Here is a 20545-nt window from a genome sequence, read left to right on the forward strand (position 1 = left end):
AAGCCCTATCATTACGCTCCATAGATTCATAGTATAAAGTACGATGATAAAGCGTGGAGCGAAGGAAGTGGCGGTATGTCGTGGGAGGATATTACGAATCTCATCGATCCCCGATTAATGATTGTTGTGGCAGCCTGCTGGGTAATCGGCTATATGCTGAAGCAGACACCGGTCGTGCCGGATTGGACCATTGTGTATGCGGTTACGGCGGTAGCCATCCTCTGTGCCTGTCTCATCTTAGGCTTTCATGTGGAAAGTGTACTGCAGGGTATTTTATGCGGAGCCTTTTCCGTGTACGGAAGCCAGTTGGTGAAGCAGACGTTTATAAAAAGAGATAAATGAGAAAAAGGCACAGCCGTCCGGCGAGGACGGCTGTGCCTTTTTCATGTTTTCATGTTAATGCTGGATTACGCCGCAGGCTATGCGGCTGCCTGAATTGCCTGATGGGTCTGTCTTATAGTCATCCGCTTTTTCATGAATAACAAGCGCGGTGCCGGCTGCCGGAAGCAGAGTGTTTGGCGCCTCTGTGTCGAGCGTTACATTTTTCGAAATAATTTCGGCCTTCACGGTACCGTCTTTGTTTACCGTAATATTCGGCAGATCGCCGTCATGGAAACCTTGCGGATTATCAAAGCCATGCTGTTTGTTCTTCGGATTCAGATGGGAGCCAGCGGATTCGAAGGACGGTGCCTCGCATTTGCCGACATTATGGAAGTGAATGCCATGGACGCCTGGAGTAAGGCCTTTAGCCTCCAGCTTCAGATGCACGCCGTCTTTTTCCTCCGTCAATACGACAGTCCCGATCTGATTGCCTTTCGTATCGATAAAAGCTGCTTTTGCTTCCATCACATGACTGCGAGTGTGGTGGCCATGTCCTTGGCTTGCCATTGCTGCACTGGAAAACCCGCAGCTTGCGACGAGGAAGCCAAGCGAACACAGCATCATTGATTTGTTCATGTTATCCTCCTTGGGGCGTAATTTCCAAGTTAGCTTTTACCAGGCAGAGGATAAATATTCATTCGTTGCCTAAATAATTTGCTCTATAAATCTATATGTCTATTCATTTATGCGTTTCGACTAAGTCAGTCGTCCATACCACTCTTGTAAGTCTGAATAGTATAAAAACAGATTCTCATATTTGATATGAGGTTCATTTAAGGAGGTTAAAAATATGAGTTGTGGTTGTGGTTTTAATGGTGGTTTTAATGGTGGGTTTAATACTGGGTTTGGTGGAGCTCCAAGCATTCTATTCCGTCTCTCTCCAGGGGTACGCGTAGACGTTGTATTTGACCACACTGGTCCACGCGGGATTAATGCCACATTCCTTGGATTTGAAAGGAATACTGCACTGTTCTTGGTCGATGGTGAAGTCTTGTTCATTAATCCTCGTAGTATTCAAGCAATCTCGTTGCATGCACCTCGAAATCACAGAGACGGTTGTTAAGTCACTAGCTTCTTGCGATTGCCTAATTTGAGGCTACGGAATAGGATCCGTACCCTATTAATCTCACAAAATCCATTCATTCATTAGTAGATTAGCCTTGTCGTTTGCTAACAAACTCTCATATTCTGTATGAGAATCATCGAAGGGAGGAAAAAAATATGAGTTGCGGTTCTGGTTTTAATGGAGGGTTTGGTGGAGCTCCAAGCATTCTATTCCGTCTCTCTCCAGGGGTACGTGTAGACGTTGTATTTGACCACACTGGTCCACGAGGGATTCAAGCCACATTCCTTGGATTTGAAGGAAATTCTGCACTGTTCTTGGTCGATAATGAAGTCTTGTTCATTAATCCTCGTAGCATTCAAGCAATCTCGATTCATTCATCTCGTCGTTAAGTCAAATCCATTCTGTAGGTGCCTATTTAAAGGGTACGGAGTATAATCCGTACCCTTTTACCATGAGATACGCAGCCCTGCCAAGGCATTACATTTTGGAAAGGAGAGTAACACTAATGAGTAAAGAAGATGAGTTCGTAGACTTCCGAGACCAATTAAAGAAATTGAAAGAAGAGAAAAAGAACAAAAGCAACTGGGATCAAGAAGATGTAAACGATGTGATAAAACGAGTGAAGTCTGAAATGTTGCCAGTTATTAAAGCATTTGTTGATACTGATCGCACTTTAGAAATACAATCGAATAGATCTCGAGCTATTTATATCTCGTATGCAAACTCAAGGGTATATGGTCTATTGGTGTCGGCAACCAGTTTAGATCGCATCAACATCGATGCTGTGTTTGATTCGTATTCGACCCGTATATACTCAGGAAGTTTCATCGAAAAAGAGATTAAAACCGCAGTTAAAAATGCACTGTTAGATTGGTATCGCAGAATTATCTGAATGTAAGAGATATATTGATTTGATAACTTAAAAGCCTTCCGCAAATTTCGCGAAAGGCCCCTAATTATGGGGCTACGCACGTCCGAATACTTGCGCGGAATGCGTAGCCCTCCGTATGTTCATCCGTAACATTCAACGTTAACAAAACGTTGGTGAAACGGCTTTTCGTAAAAGGATGCTGATGAAGGGAATTGAACCCCCGGCCTACGCATTACGAGTGCGTTGCTCTACCCCTGAGCTACATCAGCGAGACAATATTTAGGATACTTATTTTAGGGGTAAAAGTCAACCGCTTAAATCATTCGACATTTTGCTGTTTTATTCGTTATTTCCCGAGGAATAATGCTCCAGGATCTGCATTAATACCCGCTCGCATTCAGCCGCCGTCTGCCATCTGCCGTCAAGAAGCCCCTTAACGAAGCTCCTGATTTCCGGCTCAAGCGCAAGCTCCTCCTCCCAGCCGCGTTCCTTCTCGCCCTCCAGAGGGGTATATCCGGCATACATCAGGAACAGGAAAAGATGCCCGAGCCCGTATAAGTCGCTGGTCCGGTCTGGCTGGCGCATGCGGAACTTTACCGCTCCCCAGCTGTCCGCGATTCCGCTTGGTTGAGCCGAATCGGCCCGGCCGTCAGGGTTCTCTTCCCCAATCCTGCAGGCCAAGCCTAGATCAATCAAATAAATCCCCTTTTCATTCAATACAACGTTCGGGATCCGCACATCCCGATGCACATAACCCTTCTCATGCAAATGCTTCAAGGGGGATAATAAAGCTTCTACGATTCGCAGGGCTTCCAACTGCGTGAAGGTTCTCGCCTCAAGCAGAATAGCCTGTTCAGCCGTAATGCCTTCCACATAAGTCATAACAAGCGCTTCTTCCCTGCGGTGGACTGTCCAGTCCAACCGCTTCGGCATTTGCGGATGATTAAGCTTTTGAAGAATATCGGCCTCCCGCCTCAGCAATCTCCTGCCGGTCTCGCGCTTGCTTGGTTTTGCCCGCTTCAGCAGAACGGCTTCTCCGCTCCTCAGATCCGTACAACGGTAAGCTTGACCATAGCTGCCCATCCCTAGAAATTCCTCGATCCGGTAAGTCCTGCCCCAGACCATCCCATGTCCCAGCGGATAGTCCATCCAATTATTCATCCATTGCTTCCACCAGATAGGAATCCCTCCTTGCCCTTTGCATACGGGATAAGAGCAGGTTTGGTTTCCTCTTGAAGAGCGGAGTAGGCGTTTTTCATGAAACCGGCGTTGAGTGATTTGCGTACTATTCCGTAAGTCTAAGCTGTTTCAATTTCTTAACAAAGACTTAATTATAGGTAGGAGGTTATCCCATGATTAGACATTTGTTGCAAAGACTCCTCGGCTCCGTTACCGGTAAACATTATAATAAACATGGACACAACGGTCACAACGGTCATTACAGTCATAGCAGCAGCGACTACAAAAAAGGAAACTATTATCCGCCGAAGCAACCCCCATACGGTCACAGCCATTACAAGAAAAAATATGGCAGCTACAGCAGCTAAGGGAATTGTTAGAAGAATGTTAGCAAACTAAACAATAACCTTATGACCTTTTTATAAGCGGCTAAAACGTTTCTAGTAAACTGGAAAAAAAAACGAGTGGAGGTGCGAATGGTATGATGAAAATCATCACCTTCAAAGACCGTTCGGTTCCCGTTTATTACGTTAACGAACAGGCGGCTTCCGTTGAACAACTTCATCATAAATTGGTTGAGATGGAATACAACTTCGATTTCCGCAAAAAGTGGAAACGTATATCGAAGGTCGAGGTTGTCCGCGATGTTGCCATTTTCCAATATAACGACGGGACGAAGCTGTATCTTGAAGTGAGCTAACAACGGCTACTAAACAAACCAATGACCCGGCAAATACGAAAGCCCTGAATGATCCGCCAAGCGCGAATCGTTCAGGGCTTTTAGATTTTACCTTGTTTACTATTTACGCCGTTTGCGGCGACTTCCGGATGATCGACATGTCTAGCAAATCCGGCTGCATCGGAGATCCCAGAAGGAAGCCCTGCACAAAGTCGCAACTCCATTCCTTCAGCAATTTATATTGCTCCTCGTATTCGACGCCGCCCGCAATAACCTCGATCTCCAGCTTATGCAATAGCCCGATCATCGCTTCAACGATATGGCGTTCCACGCTCTGCACGTCAATCTGGCGGATGAACGATTTGCTAATCTTTACGCTGTTGACCGGAAGCTGCTTCAGATTCGCAAGCGAGGCATAACCTTCTCCGAAGTTATCCAGCGTAATTCTGACGCCTAATGCGCGCAGCTGACTCAGTACCGCTAAAGTTTTGTCGGTGAAATGAAGAATAACATCCTCCTTCACCTCAAGCTCCAGACAAGAAGGCTCGATTCCCGCCTCCTCCAGCACATGAGCAACCATGCTGCAGAAGCTGCTGTCCAGCAGCTGGACATGCGACACATTAACCGCGATAACCAGCTCCTTCAGGCCATATTCCTGCATGCCCGCGAGCATCCTGCAGGCTTCGCGCAGCGCCCACTCGCCAATAGGCACGATTAAGCCATTCTGCTCGGCAATCGGGATAAATTCCGCCGGCCAAATCGCGCCAAGCTCCGGTTGATTCCATCTGAGAAGCGCTTCGAATCCGCGGAGACGCCCGCCTTCGGTGCGGAAGATCGGCTGATAGCTCAGATGGAACTGACGCAAATAAAGGGCCGGACGCAGCAATGCTCCAACCTCCAGCCAGCGGTTCATCTGGGCCGTCTCTTCCTCGCTATAAAACGTAATCCGGTTGCCGCCCTGCTCCCGCGATTTGAAGAGCGCCGTCTCGGCATGCCCGAGCAGTCTCTCGCTTGTCCGTCCGTTCTGCGGGAACAGGCAGGTACCGATGCTTGCCGTCAAATTCAATTCCGCACCCTCATAGGAAACCGGGTATTGCGCTGCATATTTCATTTCTTCCACCGCGTTGGCACATTCCGCCTGCGAGTATCCGATTTCTCTAGCCATTAGAAAAGTATCGCCGCTGATCAAGGTAACAAAGGCCGTATCCGCCCCTTGACTTAACCGTCCTCCGATACTTTCAAGTACCTGGTTGCATGCCTCTAAGCCCTTAGCCTCATTCACACCATGGAAACGATCGATCTGAATCAACGCCACAACGAGCCGCTGTCCTGATGCCCGCGCGCGGCTTAAAGCTACCTCCAGCTGAGCATAAGCCTCCTGCCGTTCAGGTAAACTGGCTAACCCATGCACGATTGCTACACCATCCTTTTGTCATTACTGTTAATCCTATAGTCCCATATAAGTATTAGAAAAATTGCGGATTGTTCTTTAGAAGTATGTTAGGTATTTGCCAGCATTCGGACAAGTGGGTATAAAAAAGATCACCTTGCAGCGGAGGTGATCTTTAGGTCGCTTACCTTAATCATGTTCCTGACTGTGGTCGGTCGTATATTTATAACCAAAGCCCCATACCGTACGGATTAAACGGGGCTCTTTCGGGTTCTGCTCGATCTTTTTGCGCAGATTAACGATGTGTACGTCAATGGCTCTGTCCGTTACAAAAGAATCAAACCCTCTAATCGTATTAATCAGTTCTTCCCTGCTGAATACCTTGCCCGGGTGGGATAAGAAGAGCTTCATCATCTCGAATTCAGAAAAGGTTGTCTCGATCAACTTGCCTCTGACAAGAAGCATTCTGCGCTCTGCGTCCAGCTGAATCGGCGCAAAATCCGCCTCTTCCGCTTCTACCGCACTAGCCGCCTCCGCTTCCGCCGCACTGAACTGGGAGCGACGGATCAGAGCTTCCACCCTAGCCGTCATCTCATGCATGCTGAATGGCTTGCACATATAATCATCCGCTCCGGCCTTTAAGGCCTGAACGCGTTCGGAAACTTCGCTTTTCATCGACAAAATCATAATAGGCACATGCGATCGTTCACGAATAGAGGCGCAAACCCCCATACCATCCATATCAGGCAGCATCAGGTCAAGCAAGACAACATCAGGCGCAAATTCCTGAACGGTCTGCAAGCCTTCTTCACCCGTTCCTGCTTGCCTAACCGAATACCCTTCTTCCGACAAGTACATCGACAGCATATCCCTCATCATGACGTCATCTTCAATTACTAAAACTTTATACACCGGCGCCACCCCTTAGGGAAAGAAGATTTCTGTCAAAAAATATAAATCTATCTCTAATATACAATACGATTGTAAGGGTTAACAATAAAATGTTAGAAGATTGTTAGGAGAAACTGTCGAATGATGAAATCGATGCATAATGCAGACCGGTTATCACGCGGTCGAGCTCCTTTTTCAGCAATTCGGCCGGCGCCATCCAATCCTCTTCCCCATCCTCTTTCTTCAGAATCTCGTTCAGCCTTGCGGCAGCCTGCACTACATCATTCGCCGATAAATGGCTGGCGGCTCCCATCAGCGTATGGATCATCCGTCTCGCGTTTGCAGCCTGGCCATTCGTCAGCTCCTCGATCAGCTTGTCCGCGAAGCCTTCGTAATCCTTCAGGAAATGAACTAGCATTTGGCGCAAAATAGAGACCTTGCCGCTTACTCTGGCCAGTGCGGTCTCAACCTGAATCCCGTCAAGCTCAGGCACCGATTGGCCCGAAGCACCCCATGATTGCTGCTGCAGCACCGGAAATTTCTTGTGGTTCAGCAGATTCATAATAACCATGTAGAGCTGATCCGGGTCCAGAGGCTTCGTCACCACTCCGTTCATGCCAAGCTGCAAATAATGCTCATGATCCGCGCGAAGCGAGTTCGCGGTTACCGCTATAATCGGCAGTTGTTCGTACCGGGGATCATTGCGGATAATCGTTGTTGCTTCCATTCCGTCCATCTCCGGCATATGAATATCCATGAGAACCAGATGCCAGCTCCCCTGCTCCAGCTTCTCCAGAACTTCCCGTCCGTTTTCCGCCAGACCTACCTCAAAGCCCCGTTCCTTCAGCAGCTCGATGGCTACCAGTTGATTGATATGATTGTCTTCGGCAAGGAGAACCCGTATTTTGTCCCTAAGCTGCGCGGATACGGCCGCCTCCCGGGCCGCCATTGTCCACTCCTTCACCTCAACCGGTCTTTGATCCAGCGTTCCCGTTAAGGCATGGAATAACGCCAGCCGGGTAACCGGCTTGGTCAGGATCGCATAAGGACGGCCGGAATCCGGCATTTGCATCAGCTCGTCACGGCCAAAGGAGGTCGTAAGCGCAATCGTCTTCACCCCTGCGGCCGTAGCCTGCTTGTGGAATTCCAGCCAGGTTTCCGCCCCGTACATATCCGGCATTTCCATGTCCAGCATAATCAGCTTAGGCATCGCCCCCGCGCCCATGCGGCGCAGCTTTTCCCTCGCGCTTCCCCAAGAAGAGAACGCCACCGGGGTCAAGCGGAAGGATTCCGCAAGGCTGCACCAATGCTGACGCATCTCGTCGCTATCCTCCACGACCCAGATGCATTGGTCCTCCAGTTCCTTGCTGACAATGAGCTTCTCTTCACTGATGGAGGACAGGACCGGGAAGGATAAGACAAAGCTGAATCGGCTACCTAAGCCGGGCTCGCTGTCGACCTGGATTTTCCCGCCCATCATTTTGACGAGGCCGTTCGCAATCACAAGGCCTAAGCCCGTGCCTCCGTATTTGCGGGTTGTTGAGCCGTCGGCTTGCGTGAACGGGGTAAAGAGCCTGTCGATTTGTTTTTTCGTCATGCCGATACCGGTATCTTCCACGGTAAATTGCAGCTTTAATCCGTCAGAGCACTGCTCCATCACCTCGAGGCTCAGCTTCACATGGCCTCGCTCCGTAAACTTGACGGCATTCATGCACAGGTTCAGCAAAATTTGCTCAACGCGCATCTGATCGCCCAGGAGGGTGGTAGGCAACTGCTCGGGCACTTCCAAAATAAATTCGAACTGCTCCTTGCCGCCCATAAAGACGCTAAGCTGATCCGTCAATCGGATAAGCATCTCCTGAGGCTGGAAGGCAACCCGCTCCACCTCAACCTTGCCCGCTTCGATCTTGGAGAAATCGAGCAGGTCATTAATAATGCGCAGCAAGGATTCCGAGGAGTTGCCAAGCTTGTCCATATAATCCTTCTGCGAAGGAGATAATCCGGTGCGGCGCATGAGCTGCGACAGACCGATAATGCCGTTAAGCGGCGTACGGATCTCGTGGCTGACCATCGCCAGGAAGCGGCTCTTGGCCGCATTCGCCTGTTCGGCCTCCTGCGTCGCTTGAATCAATTCCTCCTGGATAAGCTTCTGCTCCGTAATATCGCGCGCGATGCAGGAGAAGTACAGCTCGCCTGTATTTCGGTATGGATGGGCAACAATGACAAGCGAGACATTCACCTTGTCCCCTGCTTGCGTCAGAAGCTCGGCTTCTCCCTCCCAATAGCCCATTTTCATGGCAATCCGGGAGCCTTTTATGAGATACAGGTACATGGACGGCTCCACGTAGCTCTTATAGTCTTTCGGCTTGTAATCCAGCGGCAGACCCAGCATCCGCTTGCCCGCCTTGTTAATGTAGGCGACCTTCCCGTTATGGTCGATGGAAGCGATCAGGTCTTTGGCCGAGCCGATAATATCGAGCAGAAGGTTGCGGGATTTCTCCACTTTTACATGCTCGGAGATGTCGTACGCCATACCAAGAACCCCGGTCAGACGGCCCTGCTGATCGCGCAGCCCGTTCGAGAAATGACGTACCGGGATTTTGGTCCCGTCCTTATGGACATACGTCCACTGCCGTTCATAGGAGAAATCCACCTGGCGCAGCATTCGGAATACTTCGAGTCCAGGCTCGACGTGTTCGCCCAGCTTCTGCGACAGCCTCTCCGCTTCGCGCTCGATTTCATCCGAATCCATGAACAGCAGAGGGGTCGCGTGACCCTTCAGCTCGTCCGTCGTATAACCGATCAGCCTCTCCGCCGCCTGATTCATATAGCTCACGCGGTAATTCTCATCCAGCAAAATAAAAGAGTACTCGTTCTGATTGATAATCGCCTCGAGGCGTCCAAACATGTCCTTCAGATGCTCCATCATCCCGTTAACCGATTCAGCCAGCTTACCGACTTCATCCCCGGGCTCCTGAGACAGATGCTCCACTTCGAATTGACCGTCGGCAGCCTGCTTGGTAACGGACAGGATTCCTTTCAGCCGGTTAATGATCATATTGAAATAGATGGAGAAAAGGATAACAATCACGACTTCGGACAAGGCGATCGTGGCAAAGGTCCACCATAATACTTTGGACAGACCTTTATTCAGGCTGGCCTGCGGTATTTCGAGTGCCGCATGCCAAGGCGCTGCGCTGTCTACGTCCATATACAGGAGCACATGCTTCATATTCCCGCGCTGTATATGGATTTGCCCGGAAGGCTTGAGCAGCTTCTCGAGGCTTAGACCCGGCTGCCCGTTAAGCAGCCCTTGAATCGGCTTAATGCCCGCGGAGGTGGAGTACGAATGGAACAAGACCACTCCCCGGTCGTTATAGAGCCAATACTCCAAGCTTGGATCTTTATCCACAAGGAAATAAGGCGACATCGTCGACATCGGCATCGATGCGTATATCACACCGTTAATAAAGTTGTTCTGATCAAATACCGGAATAACAATAAGGGACTGCTTCAAGTTATCAAAGGAAGGAAGGAACAGATCCGTAATTGTCGACTTGCCCTTCACGGCTTCGCGGAAAAAGGCTTGTCCGCTCATATTAACCGGATCTCCGTTCGTACGGATGGCCCGGCCATTAAGATCGATATACCCAATCGCATGATAGGTATAATCCGTGCGATACAGCTCGTCCTTGAAATATTTCAGCTTCTCCGCCTCAGTGCCGTAACGGACGATATCCGTGCGGCTCATCACCACTACCTCGGCCCGTCTGATCTGCAGCCAGGAAGCCAGATAATTGGCGCTGACGCTCAGTTGGCTGGCCGCTCTATCGGATGCGGTATTGATCATTTCCTGCTTGATGGAGAGGTAATTAATGACCCCCGCGATGCCAAGCGGGATGAAGGTGATTAAGACGATGATGAGCAGGCCCTTTGTCCGCAATGATAAGTTGTTCAAGACGCGCGGTCCCCTTCCCGAGTAAATCTACATGTATTATATCGTCACGATGGGGTGGAATCGATAGACGATTTGTCGTTGAATGGAGTTCGTTCGTAGTAGAACCGTGGGCTCACTCCGGGAGATGTTTCTCCTTACGCTGCTGTTGCGTACACTTTGCCTGAACAATTGGACAAGGTTGCAAAGGGTACGCAAAGGCAGGCGCTCCGCTCTCCAGGAGAAACATCTCCCTCCACTCGTCTTCGATTCGTTTGGGAGGGCGGAGGCAACCGCCTCCGTTCCTTGTTGGTTTGCCTGCCTGTGGCAGGCATTTCTTTTCTTCGCCCCTGGGGCGAAGAAATAGCATCATTAATGCGGGGCTGCGTAATACGCAGAGTAAAGAGCAAAGGGAAACCCTTTGCGGGGCTTCCCTGGGTTAAATTCGCTCTCGATGCTTTGCATTTCGAGCCTTACTAGTCAGTCTCTGATGCTTAGCATTCAGTACCTTATTTGCAATCGCTCTCCGTTCGTAGCATTTTGAACTCATGCTAGTTAGTCTTTAATAGGCAGCATACGCTACCGTGCTCTCCGTGGGCGACACTTCGAGCCTTATCTAGTCAGTATTTGATGCTCAGCATTCACTCTCCATTCTCATTTGCCATCCGTACGCAACAGACCCAACCCATACTAGTTAGTTTTCTATGCTCAGCATTTACTCCCAATTTCCCATTCGCCATCCGTGTGCAACACTACGAGCCCATCACCACGCCCCTCCCACGGTACGTTGTACGTTTTGCAGGATATATGAGGGGTTTAGGGGTGTAGAGGTCAATAGGATGTATGTAATGCAGGATATTCCAATATTTAGGTGTAAATAAAGTGGGTTAGAGCACATATAGTGTATTTCGTGCAGCGTTTTCTCGGAGAACGGACATTTATGGGCAAATATAATGTAAAACGTGCACGGTAATAATGTCAGGCGCCCCGAGCAATACAAAGAGAAGATTATTCGTTTGTTTGTGAGTGCCAGGCGAGGGCGCGAGTTGTTCCATCTCGCTTACGAATGCTTTTTTGGCGGGGCTGTATTCATTGGTTCGTTCGTATCGCTGGGCCAGCTGTTCTTTAAAGCGGCTGTATCTGGCAACTTCCTCCGGGTGGGAGAGCAGATAATCGCGGAAGATGAGGTGCCGTTCGATTTGGGGACTATCCGATTGGTAGAAGTGGATATGGTGAGTGCGCTGCTCTCCGCCTTTGCGGAACAGCCGTCTGCCGGAGATACCCCAATCGCCTGCTATGTCGTATCCAAGCGATGCCATCCTGTCATTGAACAAATCCAATCTATTAATATCGTCAACGATTCCCATCATGTCGATAACGGGCTTTGCTTTCATCCCCGGAACAGCCGTGCTCCCGAAATGCTCGAATCGAATTTCCACTCCATCAAAGACAGACGTTAGACACTCCGCTTCCTCGCGAAACATCGTCGCCCATTCTTCCTTGTAATCGCTCAATCGCACTTCCATGCTATCCCTCCTATTTATAAAAAACAGGCTAACGAAACTACATAACGCTATTGGCCCAAAATTGTACGCTACGAATTTCTAACGAAACCTCATAGCGTTATTTACTATCTAAACGCCTCTTTTAACCCTAAATCGGCCAAATAGCGTTACCAGGTTTCGTTAGATTTGAAAACCAGCTGTTCTGAGGCAAATAAGAATACTCAGGTTCGTTAGCGAAGCGCCGACCTAGGATGAGCAGCATATGTTTCAAAAAAAGGCTGCCGAGATTAGTCGGCAGCCTTTCGCTTAGATATTCCTACGCCAAAATGTTCTCGATCGCCTGCAGCTCATCGTCGGAGAAATCGAGACGGCTGAGCACGGCAACGTTGTCGTCGATTTGCTCGACGCGGCTTGCGCCGATCAGGGCGGAAGTTACGCGTCCGCCGCGAAGCACCCATGCAAGAGCCATTTGCGCCAGCGATTGGCCGCGGCCTTGCGCGATTTCGTTCAGGGCGCGAACTTTAGCGAGCTTTTCTTCGGTAATATTGTTCGAGTTCAAGAAGACGCTTGGTCCACCCGCACGCGAATCCGAAGGAATACCGTCGAGGTAACGGTTCGTCAGCAAGCCGCCGGCCAGCGGCGAGAATACGATCGAGCCGATGCCTTCTTGCTCAAGCACGTCTTGCAAGCCGTCTTCAATCCAACGATTGAACATCGAATAAGAAGGCTGATGGATCAGACATGGCGTGCCCAGCTGCTTCAGGATGGCCGAAGCTTGAGCCGTCTGCTCAGCACTGTAGTTGGACAGGCCAACATACAACGCTTTACCCGAACGTACGATATGGTCGAGTGCAGCCATTGTCTCTTCAAGCGGAGTTTCCGGATCCGGACGGTGATGGTAGAAAATATCCACATACTCCAGGTCCATCCGTTTCAAGCTTTGGTCAAGGCTCGATACCAGATATTTGCGGGAGCCCCAATCGCCGTAAGGGCCTTCCCACATATAGTAGCCTGCTTTAGTGGAGATAATCATTTGGTCGCGGTAAGCCGCCATGTCCTGCTTCAGGACTTTGCCGAAAGTTTCCTCAGCGGAGCCCGGAGGCGGTCCATAGTTGTTCGCCAGGTCAAAATGGGTAATCCCCAGATCGAAAGCGCGGTGGATCATGGCGCGTCCGTTCTCCAGACGGTCGTTTCCGCCAAAGTTATGCCATAAGCCAAGCGATACGGCTGGCAGTTTGAGGCCGCTTTTGCCGACGCGGAAGTACTTCATGTCTTCATAACGAGATTTGTCTGCTGCGTATGTCATTACTTCATATCCATCCCTTCTGAAAAGGCTCTCTATGTAACCCCCTTTATCATACACCCGCGGCCTATGGAAATAAACCAGGGCTATACGCCTAAGGCTTCCGCCAGACCATTAGCTTGCCGAAGCTTTAAAGGCCCAGCCCTTCTCGCCCGCGATCCGAATCAGCGCATCCACGCATAACGGGTCGAAATGCTTTCCCCGCTCCTTCAAAATAATCGCCATCGCTTCTTCATGCGACAACGCTGCCCGGTAAGAACGGGAGGACGTTAAGGCATCGTACACATCCGCAACAGCCGTTACGCGGGCCAGAAGCGGAATGTTGTCCCCGCTTAGCGCATCCGGATAGCCGCTTCCGTCCCAACGCTCGTGATGGGAACGGATGACGGCCAGCTCCTCCTGCATAAAGCCTAACCGACGGCACAGATTGAACCCGGTCACCGGATGTTTTTCGATTACCTCCCGCTCCTCCGGCGTCAGCTTTCCCGGCTTGTTCAGGATGTTGTCCGGAACGATCAGCTTCCCGATATCATGCACGATGCCGCCCTGCGCAATAGCCCGAAGCTGGTCGGGATTCAGCCCAAGCTCTTCTCCGAGCTGTATCGCGTAGAGCGCAACCCGGTAATTATGGCCCGCTGTATACGCGTCGCGCGTTTCCGTCGTCCGGATCAGCTCGCGAACCGCCGGCGACATGTAGGCATGAATCCATTCTTTCGGATCGTTCTGGAACAGCTGCTTCAGCGACTTCGTATAGGAGCCGGAGCTGCGGTACTGATAATAAATGCCGACAATCATGGCGCTGATGGAAGCCAGCAGCAGCAAGTGGTAGATCCACCAGCTTAACATCCACATTTTGCCCGTTACGTTAATGAGCTGAGCGGCAATCATCCAGCCCGAGCTGTATACGATCGCCAGCTGCAGCGGAAATCTTGTAGACAGATACGTCTCCAGATACCGGTACATCGTCCAGCCGTTTAACCCGACAATAAGCAAGGTTGCCGTCCATTTGATGGGACCCTGCTTCATCTGAAGCCAGGACATTTGGTCGGAGAAAAGCCACAGCAGCGCGCAAATCACGGCGATCGATACCGTCCAGATCGGGAGCAGCCAGCGCTGATGCGCCGACAGCCAGCTGATAACGCGGCGGTCCGAGGACATCGACGACAGCCATAGCCACATCACCGCCAGCAGTATGCTCATTTGAGCCGAATTGCTTGGCAGCGCCGCAGTGTGATACGCCTCTCTTGGAGTCGATAACCCATGAACAAGGAATAACGCCGCCAATGAGACGAAGGACAACGATAGAAAGCTGATTTTCAAATTTCGAAGCCGGATGGCTGCTACGCCAACCGCTACAGCAAGAGCAAAGGCCAATCCGGACACTATGCTAACCACGTAGAAATGCACGTTAGGAGAATGCAGATGGTAATCCCATTCGGGATTCATATGAAGGACCATAAATACGATAAGCGGCACTGCGAGCGATAAAAGAAGATACAGATAGATTTTCGCCTGACTGTTCAAAATCTGACGCCCTCCTTGGCATGCGTTATCCGATCAAGCTCTGCGACGTTTGACTTCTATCAATAACCATCGACTGCTGTAACCAAAGATCAAGATCAGCGCGCGACATCGGCTTGCTGAAATAATAGCCCTGCATCATGCTGCAGCCCGCGGACTGCAGAAACGCAATTTGCTGTTCCGTTTCGACCCCTTCGGCGATTACCTCCAGATTAAGCTGCTTGGCCAAAATAATAATCGTCTGGATAATGGCGCGCTTCGAAGGCGAATCGCTCTGCTGCATGTACAGCTTATCTATCTTTAACGTCTGGAAAGGAATCAGATCGATGGAGCCAAGCGCGGAATAACCCGCCCCAAAGTCATCCATTGAAATCTGAACGCCCATCTCCCGGATGGTCTTCAATTGCTCGATAACATCCTCGACATTGTGCATTACAATGGTCTCCGTAATTTCCAGCTCCAGGAGACGGGCATCCAGTCCGGAATGCAGAAGCGCCGAGATGACCATATCCTCGAGATTTTTGCTGTCGAACACGCTGACGGACATGTTAACCGAGACGCTTAGCGGTTCCGCTCTGCCTTCATTCCATTCGAAGCAGTCCCGGCAGGCTTGTCCCAGCACCCAGCGGGTAATCGGAACGATAAGTCCCGTCTCCTCCGCGATCGGGATAAATTCCTCCGGAGGAATCCGGCCTAGAAAAGGATGATTCCAGCGCAGGAGCGCTTCTACGCCGATCGCCCGGTTAGCCGCCGCATCCCACTTGGGCTGATAATGAACAACGAACTGCTCTCTCGGCAAGGCGAGCCGGAGATCCTTCTCCAGCTCCATCCGGCGCAGCAGCTCCCGCTCCATCTGCTCGTCGTAGAGGCAGTATTGGTTCTTGCCCCTGCGCTTCGCCTGGTACATCGCGGTATCCGCCGCAATCAGGAGCGACGATCTCTCATTCCCGTGCTGCGGAGACAAGCTGATTCCGATACTGCCAGTGACATATAGTTCATTGCCCTCTAGAAGATAAGGCTTGCGGATGTCCTCCAAAATCCGACTGGCGAGCTGCTCCACCTCGTAAGGCTCCATCCCTCTTGTCACCAACAAGAATTCGTCGCCGCCAAGGCGGAAGGTTTGGGCCCCTTCGCTCACATGGGAACGAAGCCGCTTGGCCACAGCCTGTACAAGCAAATCGCCGACGTCATGGCCCAACGTGTCATTAATGATTTTGAACTGATCGAGATCAAGGAAGAGCAAACCGTACGTACGGGCTTTATCCAGCTTTTGATCGAAATACCGATTCATCGCATGGCGGTTCGAAAGTCCGGTCAACGGATCGCTGTAGGCCATGCGTTCAAGCACGGTACGATCCAAATAAATGGCAATCCAGGTAACGAGCATAATCAGGAGAGTAACCAAAGTGACGCTTATTAGAAGAAACAGATTAATCGGGATATCTTCCGTTAATGAAGAAGCAGCCGGTTCACCGCACCAGAAGGACGCGGCTCCCATTCCGGTGTAATGCATTCCGCATACCGCCAGCCCCATTAACGAAGCCGCCGCCCATTTGGACCACGCAGCCTTGCTGCCGTCCCTGAAATTGATAAAGAAATACAGAGCCGCGCAGGAGGCCAAGATGGCGATCACGGCGGATAATATGACTATAATTGGGTTATATTGTATAGACATTGTGGGAGAATGCATGGAGGCCATTCCCGTGTAATGCATGGCGACGATTCCCGCCCCCATGATAAAGCCGCCCCCGAGGAGCTTAAGGCGGTTAATTTCTTTTGCCAGCGTTAAATAGAAGGCGACGTAGGAAGCGCAAATGCTTGCGGTAATCGACAATAGGGTAACGGGTACGTTATAGGCAATGGGAATACCGATATGAAACGCCATCATCCCGATAAAATGCATGGTCCACACCCCGCTGCCCATGACAAAGGCGCCTGCGAGCATCCAGCCCAGCTGCACCTTTCCTTTGGACTGCGAGATTTTGTACACCAGATTCAAGGCAGAGTACGAAACGAATAACGCGATGATGAATGAGAGAAGAATAACCCAGCCGTTATACTCTCCGTGTAATGTGACCAAACGTCCCCCACCTTCCGAGACTAGTTCTCCGGACATGTCTGATGTGACTAAAGTCTAATATTTTTGTATACATATACCATTATACGAAAAGCGACGGAATGCAACATATTTTTATTTAGAATTAAGGTTTTTGGACGATTGTTTTGTTATAGTAGGTGAAGATTGTAAAAATAGTGCCTTTTTGTTGAAGGGAGTTTATTAACAATGGAAAACAAGGACTCGCAGCACAAAAGAGAAAATGAGGAACTCGACACGGCTGCGGAGCAAGAGAATCAACAATACGTCTATGAGGATGACAACAAAGACGATCAAGCCGTAGATGCCCTTCAAGACGAGAAAGACGAAGAGGTCGAAGAGGAAGAGCGCAAGCAAGCTCCTACTTCCGAGACTCCGGCACAAGCAGCGGGCGGCCGCAGCGGCGGCAAAGCTTGGATCGCCGTTTCCGCGATTCTCGCCATCGTGCTTATTATCGTTCTGATTAAACCACCGTTTGGCGCGGGCGACAAAGCGGTTGCAACGGTTAACGGTGTTAAAATTTCGAAGGACAAGCTGTATGATTCCCTCGTGGAGCAAGGCGGCAAGTCGACGCTGGACAACATGATCACGCAAGAGCTGATCGACCAAGCAGCGGAAGACGCGAAAGTAACGGTTACCGAAGCAGACGTAGACAAAGAAATCGAGAACCTGAAGAAATCGTTCGGTTCCGAGGACGAGTTCAACCAAACGCTGGCGCAATACGGCATGACCGTTGACAGCCTGCGTCAAGATGCGGAAGTTCAAGTGAAAATCCGCAAAATTCTTGAGCCGCAAGTTAAAGTAACGGACGAAGACATTAAAGCTTACTACGACCAGAACAAAGCATCCATGTCGACGCCTGAGCAAATCCGCGCTTCGCATATCCTCGTAGCTACGAAGGAAGAAGCGGAAGATATCTTGAAGCAGTTGAAAGCCGGCGCAGACTTCGCGACTCTGGCGAAAGAGAAATCGACGGATACAGGCACGAAAGACAACGGCGGCGACCTGAACTTCTTCGGGAAAGGCTCCATGGAGCCCGCTTTCGAAGACGCGGCATTCAAGCTGAAAAAAGGCGAGCTGAGCGGCATTGTTCAGACAAGCTACGGCTACCACATCATCAAGAAAACCGATGAGAAAGCAGCTGTAACGCCTACGCTGGAAGAGAAGAAAGAAGACATCAAGTACCAGCTGGTTACGCAAAAAGTAAGCGAGCTGTCCTCCAACTGGATGGCGGACCTGAAAGCTAAAGCAAAAATCACGAATACGCTTGATCCCGCTGCGGCTGAAGAGTCCCCGGCGGCAAGCGCGGCAGCAAGCCCTGAGGCAAGTGCGGCGGCTGGCAACGCTTCGACTAACGCAGCGAAATAAATCGAAAGGCTGTCCCCTTAAGGACAGCCTTTTTGCTTATTTATGGTATGATGATTTTAGAAAAACAGATCCTTAGGAGGGCCATATGAGCCAGTTTCAAGTGAACAGCTATACCGACACGTTTAAGATTTACGAACTAATCGAGGAGAGCACTTCGTCCCGCATTCGGGTATGTCCGGAGCGCGGCGGCATCGTTATCGGCTGCCAGCTGAACGGACTTGAAGTATTCTACCTGGACAAAGCAACGTTCGAGCATCCCACTGCGAACATCCGCGGCGGCAATCCGATCCTGTTCCCGATCTGCGGACAGCTCGAGAACAAAACCTATACTTGGAACGGCCAATCGTACGAGATGGCTAACCACGGCGTAGCCCGCACCTCCGTATGGGAAGTTGCCGGCACCAATACCGATGGCGAGGCTTCGATTACCATTGTTCTTCGCAGTAATGAAGAGACCAAGCAAAGCTTCCCGTTTGATTTCGAAGTGAGCTTCACATATGCGCTGGTGAATGGCGAGCTTCATATCCGCCAGCAATACCGCAACCTGACGGAAGGCGAAGCGATGCCTTTCTACGCCGGCTTCCACCCTTACTTCAATGCCGATTCGAAAAAACTTCCGTACGAGACCGATGCGACTACCTACCTCGACTACAACGACATGGTTGAGAAGCCTTACACCGGCGAGCTGGATCTGGACGGCATGGTGGAATCCGTTACCCTGCTTGGCGCCAAGAAGCGCGAGATCGCGTTCCCGGTCAGCGGTGGCGCTCGCGTGCGCATGACGTATGACGATATTTTCAAATACGTCCAAGTGTGGTCCGTGCAGGACAAGCCATTCGTCTGCGTCGAGCCATGGATGGCTATGACCGGCGAACTGAACCGCCAGGAAGAGCTCGTAATGCTCGAATCCGGCGAGGCGGTAAACGCCAACCTGACGATCAGCTGCGAACGATAACATTTGGAAGGCCTTCCCTCAGGGAAGGCCTTTTTATGTTCGGCGGGCACTCGGCGCGGTTTACGGCGTTTTCCCGGGCTTAACGATGCGCCGCATCGTTAAGGGACTAGCAAGGTTACTTTTTTTCCAGCTTAACGATGTCGCGCATCGTTTAGCTTGCTTGTTTCGCCTCTTTTTCGCCAATTGCGGGCATTTTCCCCTTGCTTAACGATGCGCCGCATCGTTAAGGGACTAACAAGGTTACTTTTTTGACACCTTAACTATGTCGCGCATCGTTAAGGTGGCCCGTCGCGCCTAAGTTCCGCCGTTTGCGGACGTTTCCCTGGGCTTAACGAACGATGCCATCATCGTTAAGCCCTTCTCTTCATGGGAATGCCTCCTCCTCGCCAAGTGGTATACACAGGAGCGTTTCTGCCTCATAATACGTGAGAATGGTTCAAACAGAAGGTGGCGCTCATGAACGATATAGAGGAAACGATCGCGCTTATTACGAAAGCAAGCGGCAGAAGGTCGGCTTATCATTTTACGCGGGCAAGTAATTTGCGGGGGATCGCCCATTTCGACTCGATCTGGTCGAGTCAACATCTGCTGCCGGAATCAACTGGCGAGCGACGGACCTCGAGAGAAGAGGTATCGTACGAGGGAGCTTCGATTACGGTTAATTCGCATCTTCGCATACCCGAGGCTATGATGGAAGCGGGCTGCTCGGTTGAAGAGTTCCGCAACTTTATAGACAAGCATATCTTCTTCTGGCCAACCAAAAGGGATTGCCTCAAGATGCTGACGACATACATGCGGCGAGAACCAGACGAAGCATTTGCCGTACTCGAATTCGAGGCAAGCGAGCTGCTCCTCGCGCACAAGGAGTCTGTCCGGTTGTCCAAATACGACTCAGGCAGCTCGCCGCGTTTTCCGAAGAGCTGCAACTACCGGAAGAGTCCGGCGATGTTCGTATCCCTCGCGGATTTTGGACGCAGAACGGATCATGCGGTCCCCGTCAAGCCTTCGGAGATCAAGGAAATTCTTATCGAAGAGCAGGCACACTCCATTACCCGGCTGCTCAGGTCCGTTTACGCACCGACCCAAGAGCATGTGCCTCCGGCATGGCTGCCAAATTACCAGCCCCTCGACCACCTGCTCCCCATTAATGAAACAGAAGTTTAACTTAGCGTGCGAGCTACATTGGAGTTCATCCAACAAAATGGGATGTTATCGGGCCATCGCTCGGGCTACATTGGATTGGCTACAGTAAAATCGGCTTATCTAAGCAATATCGGCTCATTCTGGTCTTCTGTCAATTAAGTAGACACTTATTTATGAAACTTGGAGCTGCTGGTAGTACAGTTTTTCGAATGAAACTGGGGATTTGTAGCCAAGCGTAGAGTGAATACGAATTCGGTTATATTC

The 20545-nt window shown here is 50.6% G+C and carries 16 protein-coding genes, 1 tRNA gene and 1 pseudogene; 8 read left to right on the forward strand and 10 right to left on the reverse strand.

Going from position 1 to position 20545, the window contains the following annotated elements; all coding sequences use genetic code 11:
- The first annotated feature begins 75 nt into the window (after nucleotides 1-75).
- Nucleotides 76-342, forward strand: coding sequence for a phage holin family protein (locus CFI03_RS10860; protein WP_248757413.1), 267 nt, complete (start codon nucleotides 76-78; stop codon nucleotides 340-342).
- Between the two features lie 54 nt (nucleotides 343-396).
- Here CFI03_RS10860 and CFI03_RS10865 read toward each other — a convergent pair whose 3' ends face one another.
- Nucleotides 397-957, reverse strand: coding sequence for a superoxide dismutase family protein (locus CFI03_RS10865; protein WP_248757414.1), 561 nt, complete (start codon nucleotides 955-957; stop codon nucleotides 397-399).
- Between the two features lie 645 nt (nucleotides 958-1602).
- Between CFI03_RS10865 and CFI03_RS10870 the strand changes: the two genes are divergently transcribed.
- On the forward strand, nucleotides 1603-1836 hold the full coding sequence (locus CFI03_RS10870; RefSeq protein ID WP_248757415.1) for a hypothetical protein: 234 nt from the start codon (nucleotides 1603-1605) through the stop codon (nucleotides 1834-1836).
- Between the two features lie 116 nt (nucleotides 1837-1952).
- The gene (locus CFI03_RS10875) at nucleotides 1953-2339 is read left to right on the forward strand and encodes a hypothetical protein (RefSeq protein ID WP_248757416.1); all 387 of its coding nucleotides are present in this window, start codon (nucleotides 1953-1955) and stop codon (nucleotides 2337-2339) included.
- Nucleotides 2340-2515: 176 nt separating this feature from the next.
- Here the strand turns inward: CFI03_RS10875 and CFI03_RS10880 are convergent.
- Both CFI03_RS10880 and CFI03_RS10885 read right to left on the reverse strand, forming a co-directional pair.
- Nucleotides 2516-2587, reverse strand: a tRNA-Thr gene (locus CFI03_RS10880).
- A 70-nt stretch (nucleotides 2588-2657) separates the two neighbouring features.
- The gene (locus tag CFI03_RS10885) at nucleotides 2658-3479 is read right to left on the reverse strand and encodes a serine/threonine protein kinase (RefSeq protein WP_248757417.1); all 822 of its coding nucleotides are present in this window, start codon (nucleotides 3477-3479) and stop codon (nucleotides 2658-2660) included.
- Nucleotides 3480-3670: 191 nt separating this feature from the next.
- On the opposite strand from CFI03_RS10885, the gene CFI03_RS10890 reads away from it, so the two are divergent.
- Nucleotides 3671-3865, forward strand: a complete 195-nt coding sequence (locus CFI03_RS10890; RefSeq protein WP_248757418.1) for a hypothetical protein — start codon at nucleotides 3671-3673, stop codon at nucleotides 3863-3865.
- Nucleotides 3866-3978: 113 nt separating this feature from the next.
- Complete coding sequence (locus CFI03_RS10895; protein ID WP_012772454.1) at nucleotides 3979-4197, forward strand: hypothetical protein; 219 nt, start codon at nucleotides 3979-3981, stop codon at nucleotides 4195-4197.
- A gap of 103 nt (nucleotides 4198-4300) precedes the next feature.
- Here CFI03_RS10895 and CFI03_RS31320 read toward each other — a convergent pair whose 3' ends face one another.
- The 7 genes and pseudogenes from CFI03_RS31320 to CFI03_RS10930 form a co-directional block, all read right to left on the reverse strand.
- Nucleotides 4301-5587 (reverse strand): putative bifunctional diguanylate cyclase/phosphodiesterase, encoded by a 1287-nt coding sequence (locus tag CFI03_RS31320; RefSeq protein WP_248757419.1) that lies wholly within the window; start codon nucleotides 5585-5587, stop codon nucleotides 4301-4303.
- A 168-nt stretch (nucleotides 5588-5755) separates the two neighbouring features.
- A complete protein-coding gene (locus CFI03_RS10905) occupies nucleotides 5756-6478 on the reverse strand; it encodes a response regulator transcription factor (protein ID WP_248757420.1) in 723 nt (240 codons plus the stop codon).
- A gap of 103 nt (nucleotides 6479-6581) precedes the next feature.
- Entirely contained in the window at nucleotides 6582-10415 is a 3834-nt protein-coding gene (locus CFI03_RS10910) for a response regulator (protein WP_248757421.1), read from the reverse strand.
- A 984-nt stretch (nucleotides 10416-11399) separates the two neighbouring features.
- Nucleotides 11400-11917 (reverse strand): annotated as a pseudogene (locus CFI03_RS10915) (GrpB family protein).
- Nucleotides 11918-12212: 295 nt separating this feature from the next.
- A complete protein-coding gene (gene mgrA, locus CFI03_RS10920) occupies nucleotides 12213-13202 on the reverse strand; it encodes an L-glyceraldehyde 3-phosphate reductase (protein ID WP_248757423.1) in 990 nt (329 codons plus the stop codon).
- 111 nt (nucleotides 13203-13313) lie between these two features.
- Nucleotides 13314-14723, reverse strand: a complete 1410-nt coding sequence (locus CFI03_RS10925) for an HD-GYP domain-containing protein (protein WP_248757424.1) — start codon at nucleotides 14721-14723, stop codon at nucleotides 13314-13316.
- Between the two features lie 25 nt (nucleotides 14724-14748).
- Nucleotides 14749-16800: a bifunctional diguanylate cyclase/phosphodiesterase gene (locus CFI03_RS10930; RefSeq protein ID WP_248757425.1), complete on the reverse strand. Its 2052-nt coding sequence runs from the start codon at nucleotides 16798-16800 to the stop codon at nucleotides 14749-14751.
- A 204-nt stretch (nucleotides 16801-17004) separates the two neighbouring features.
- Between CFI03_RS10930 and CFI03_RS10935 the strand changes: the two genes are divergently transcribed.
- From CFI03_RS10935 to CFI03_RS10945, 3 genes are all read left to right on the forward strand, one after another.
- The gene (locus CFI03_RS10935; RefSeq protein ID WP_248757426.1) at nucleotides 17005-18183 is read left to right on the forward strand and encodes a peptidylprolyl isomerase; all 1179 of its coding nucleotides are present in this window, start codon (nucleotides 17005-17007) and stop codon (nucleotides 18181-18183) included.
- An 85-nt stretch (nucleotides 18184-18268) separates the two neighbouring features.
- Complete coding sequence (locus CFI03_RS10940) at nucleotides 18269-19138, forward strand: aldose epimerase family protein (protein WP_248757427.1); 870 nt, start codon at nucleotides 18269-18271, stop codon at nucleotides 19136-19138.
- Nucleotides 19139-19594: 456 nt separating this feature from the next.
- Complete coding sequence (locus CFI03_RS10945; RefSeq protein ID WP_248757428.1) at nucleotides 19595-20302, forward strand: DUF7002 family protein; 708 nt, start codon at nucleotides 19595-19597, stop codon at nucleotides 20300-20302.
- Nucleotides 20303-20545 lie beyond the last annotated feature (243 nt).

The organism is Paenibacillus sp. ATY16 (genome assembly GCF_003399985.2).
Classification (GTDB): domain Bacteria; phylum Bacillota; class Bacilli; order Paenibacillales; family Paenibacillaceae; genus Pristimantibacillus; species Pristimantibacillus glycanilyticus.

Bases quoted from the DNA above. Each gene is read 5' to 3' on its own strand.
- CFI03_RS10895 (WP_012772454.1), top strand. From the start codon at position 3,979: ATGATGAAAATCATCACCTTCAAAGACCGTTCGGTTCCCGTTTATTAC.
- CFI03_RS10940 (WP_248757427.1), top strand. From the start codon at position 18,269: ATGAGCCAGTTTCAAGTGAACAGCTATACCGACACGTTTAAGATTTAC.
- CFI03_RS10860 (WP_248757413.1), top strand. From the start codon at position 76: ATGTCGTGGGAGGATATTACGAATCTCATCGATCCCCGATTAATGATT.
- CFI03_RS10870 (WP_248757415.1), top strand. From the start codon at position 1,603: ATGAGTTGCGGTTCTGGTTTTAATGGAGGGTTTGGTGGAGCTCCAAGC.
- CFI03_RS10890 (WP_248757418.1), top strand. From the start codon at position 3,671: ATGATTAGACATTTGTTGCAAAGACTCCTCGGCTCCGTTACCGGTAAA.
- CFI03_RS10875 (WP_248757416.1), top strand. From the start codon at position 1,953: ATGAGTAAAGAAGATGAGTTCGTAGACTTCCGAGACCAATTAAAGAAA.
- CFI03_RS10935 (WP_248757426.1), top strand. From the start codon at position 17,005: ATGGAAAACAAGGACTCGCAGCACAAAAGAGAAAATGAGGAACTCGAC.
- CFI03_RS10945 (WP_248757428.1), top strand. From the start codon at position 19,595: ATGAACGATATAGAGGAAACGATCGCGCTTATTACGAAAGCAAGCGGC.
- CFI03_RS10865 (WP_248757414.1), bottom strand. From the start codon at position 957: ATGAACAAATCAATGATGCTGTGTTCGCTTGGCTTCCTCGTCGCAAGC.
- CFI03_RS10885 (WP_248757417.1), bottom strand. From the start codon at position 3,479: ATGAATAATTGGATGGACTATCCGCTGGGACATGGGATGGTCTGGGGC.
- mgrA (WP_248757423.1), bottom strand. From the start codon at position 13,202: ATGACATACGCAGCAGACAAATCTCGTTATGAAGACATGAAGTACTTC.